The 2,588-nt window shown below is 55.2% G+C and carries 3 protein-coding genes; all 3 read right to left on the bottom strand.

The genetic code is table 11. The features are described 5' to 3' along the window. Positions 1-453: 453 nt before the first annotated feature. The 3 genes from AAF564_26630 to AAF564_26620 are packed head-to-tail and all read right to left on the bottom strand — an operon-like array spanning position 454 to position 2,502. Positions 454-1,587 carry a tyrosine-type recombinase/integrase gene (locus AAF564_26630; GenBank protein ID MEM8489149.1) on the bottom strand — a complete coding sequence of 378 codons (1,134 nt, stop codon included), beginning with the start codon at positions 1,585-1,587 and terminating at the stop codon, positions 454-456. A gap of 1 nt (position 1,588) precedes the next feature. Then, positions 1,589-1,810 carry a hypothetical protein gene (locus tag AAF564_26625; GenBank protein MEM8489148.1) on the bottom strand — a complete coding sequence of 74 codons (222 nt, stop codon included), beginning with the start codon at positions 1,808-1,810 and terminating at the stop codon, positions 1,589-1,591. Further along, positions 1,804-2,502, bottom strand: a complete 699-nt coding sequence (locus tag AAF564_26620; protein MEM8489147.1) for a hypothetical protein — start codon at positions 2,500-2,502, stop codon at positions 1,804-1,806. The genes AAF564_26625 and AAF564_26620 overlap by 7 nt, the downstream gene beginning before the upstream one ends. Positions 2,503-2,588: the final 86 nt, after the last annotated feature.

The following is a 2,588-nucleotide window of genomic DNA, read 5'->3' as shown; positions in this document are numbered from 1 at the left end:
TGGTCGGAGTGAGAGGATTTGAACCTCCGGCCCCTACGTCCCGAACGTTGTTGCGCGAACAGCCCCAAAAGCACGCCATACAAGGCGTTGCGGCCCATGGTGGGGCACCAACGAATTAGCGGTTTTTGGGTTGGATTGGTGCTCATGAACACAACCCCAGCGCTTGGCGTTCTTGCGGTGACAGCTTCGCGAGCGCTTGTTCGCGCAGGGATTGCTGATCGGGGAACACTTCGGTTAGATGAGCCTTAAACCACCTCTCTGCTCCGTGAGTGTGGTAGAGCGTCGTCTGTATGACCCGTGCGTTCTCGCTTGGATGCATGGTTTTGGCGCATGCCTCTGCCGCCTGCCTGGTGGTGAAGTGTGCAGCGCTCAGCCGATGGCCGTCAGACATGCTTGTGTAGGTGACCTCCCACACATATTCGCACTCGGTCAGGTTTCCCACTGGCGCCCCGATCAAAACTCCCCCCCAAAATCCTTAACCCTCAACAAAACAGGCTCGCTTGGTAGCGGGTGCCCATCGTGATAGAGCTTTGTCATTTCCACTTCGCTATGTGCCATGGATTCCATAATGTCTGTGATTTCCTCGCCTTGCTCTGCCAGCAGGTAACTGCCTGTTGAGCGTACCTCATGGAACGTAGGCGGGTGCTCCCCGCCTATTTTCAAATCATCCCGCACCTTAGCGAACTGTTTGCTAAGGGCATTGGGCAGTATCTGCCAACTGTGCGTTTTTGCTTTCGACGTGTTGTGCCGCAGTGGCTTGTGGCTGACCACATAGGGGCAATTTGATCTAGCGCCATACGCCAGCCCACGCTGCACCAGGTCGGCCAGTTCCGGATGCTTGTCGAAGGTCCAATGCAATCGTGCTGCGCGGATCTGGCCGCGCTGCTCGAGGCTTTTGTGTACGGTCAATTCCAATCGGTTGCTCTGCACGTTGACCGCCTGAAGGGCAACAATGTCAGAACGGCGCAACATCGTGGTAAGCGCAATCCCCATGGCCACCTGCAAGCCGTTGTACCCCATGCTTGGTGCATGGTGATAGATCCGCCAGTAATCCTCTACAGAAAGCCGCTCACGCTCCACGGTGGGGCGTTCTTTGCCCTGCAGCATGTCTTTATCAAATGGGTTCTTTTGCGTGGGGGAATAGTTTTTGCGCAGCCAGTAGGCCCACATCCGCCTAAACTCGGATCGGCGCAAACCCTGTTGTGAGTGGGTAAGCGTATCCCACCATCGCCAAACGGTTTCCTCCATGATGGCCGTTCGCGTCGGGTACTCTTTGGCAAACCCCCGCATGGCATTCTTGCGGTTGTACCAGCTTTCCTTTTTTAACAATCCCGGGCGCAGCTTTTCAGCGTAGTTTATGTACTGGTTGACCGCGTAAAGGGTGGTTGATCGATCGGTACCGCTGCGCGCTGCGTTGTTTTCCTCAGCAATGGCGCAGGCTTCGTGTGTGTCGGGCTCTATGAATCGCTTAAACGTGCGATCTGGCCGACGATACCGCCAGTAACCCGGGCGGCCCGAATCATCCGGATATAGATTGTCTGGCAGCAGCACGCCTTGAAAATAGCGCTCTTGTGGTTTCCTGGGCATGTCAATTCAGCAGGTTACGCCGCAACTTTGGCTGATTGGCAGGCGGTTGTACATCAACAACCGGCGCTGGTGCAAACGCAGCGGAATCCAGTATGTATAAATCCTTACCGATTTTGCGGCCGGTAATGTGGCCATCTTCCACCCACTGCACCACCTGGCGCATGGTCGGTTTGCTGCGCTCGTCGAAGGTTTCATTGATCCAATGGCGGGCTTTAATCAGCATACGCGCTCAAACTCCACTACCCATACCCATGGGTTTGATTCCCATGGATGTGTTTTTTCGTTGATGGAATTCCAGAGGTTATAAAAGGCATGCCGCGGAAAGAGATGAGATTGCTTCCAGTCGGCCCCTTCCTTCCAATGCCAGCCTGGGAGTTGTTGTTTGAATCTGTTAAGTCCGAAGTCAGACCACATCAGGCCTTCGGCTTTCGCATCGTCGTCGCTGATCGACTGCAACCGCTCAACTCGCACATCGGTTATTATTAGGGTGATACGTGAGGCCCAGCGGGGCATGTGGATTGAAGGGCGCCACACAACGCCCGGAGGCAGTGCCCAGCCCTCTACGTCTGTGCTGGGGGAGTTCGCGCGATAAGTAATTTCAGGCGGGTTGCATTCATAGGCCATATTCGCCCAAGTCTCCCGCACCCACAGCAAATCCCCTGGCTGGCCGTAGGGGCATCGATCCATCGGCGGGATGCAATGAAACACGCTGGTAAGTAGCGTAGACCGAAAATCAAATCCCTGTAGTTCCAGTGAGTCCATGTGCTCGCTCGCAAACAGCTTGGCTTCGTTTGGGTTGATCGCCAAGCCTTCTGCCGATTTTATGGACTTAACAACCCGCCGCGTCTGCGTCTTCCGCTCCTCAAGAATGGCGTTAACCATTGGGGCGCTGAATAGGACAGGGCGTTCTTTCATGACACACCATCCGCAAAATCACACGCCATTTGCCTAGCGTCTTCTAGTGTTTCAGCAGTCCACTCCCCGCGACCCCAAACATCGGG

It is taken from the genome of Bacteroidota bacterium, assembly GCA_039111535.1.
Taxonomy (GTDB): Bacteria; Bacteroidota; Rhodothermia; order Rhodothermales; family JAHQVL01; genus JBCCIM01.
Note: the sequence above shows the minus strand (reverse complement) of the source record. Positions and strands in the feature narration are given on the sequence as shown.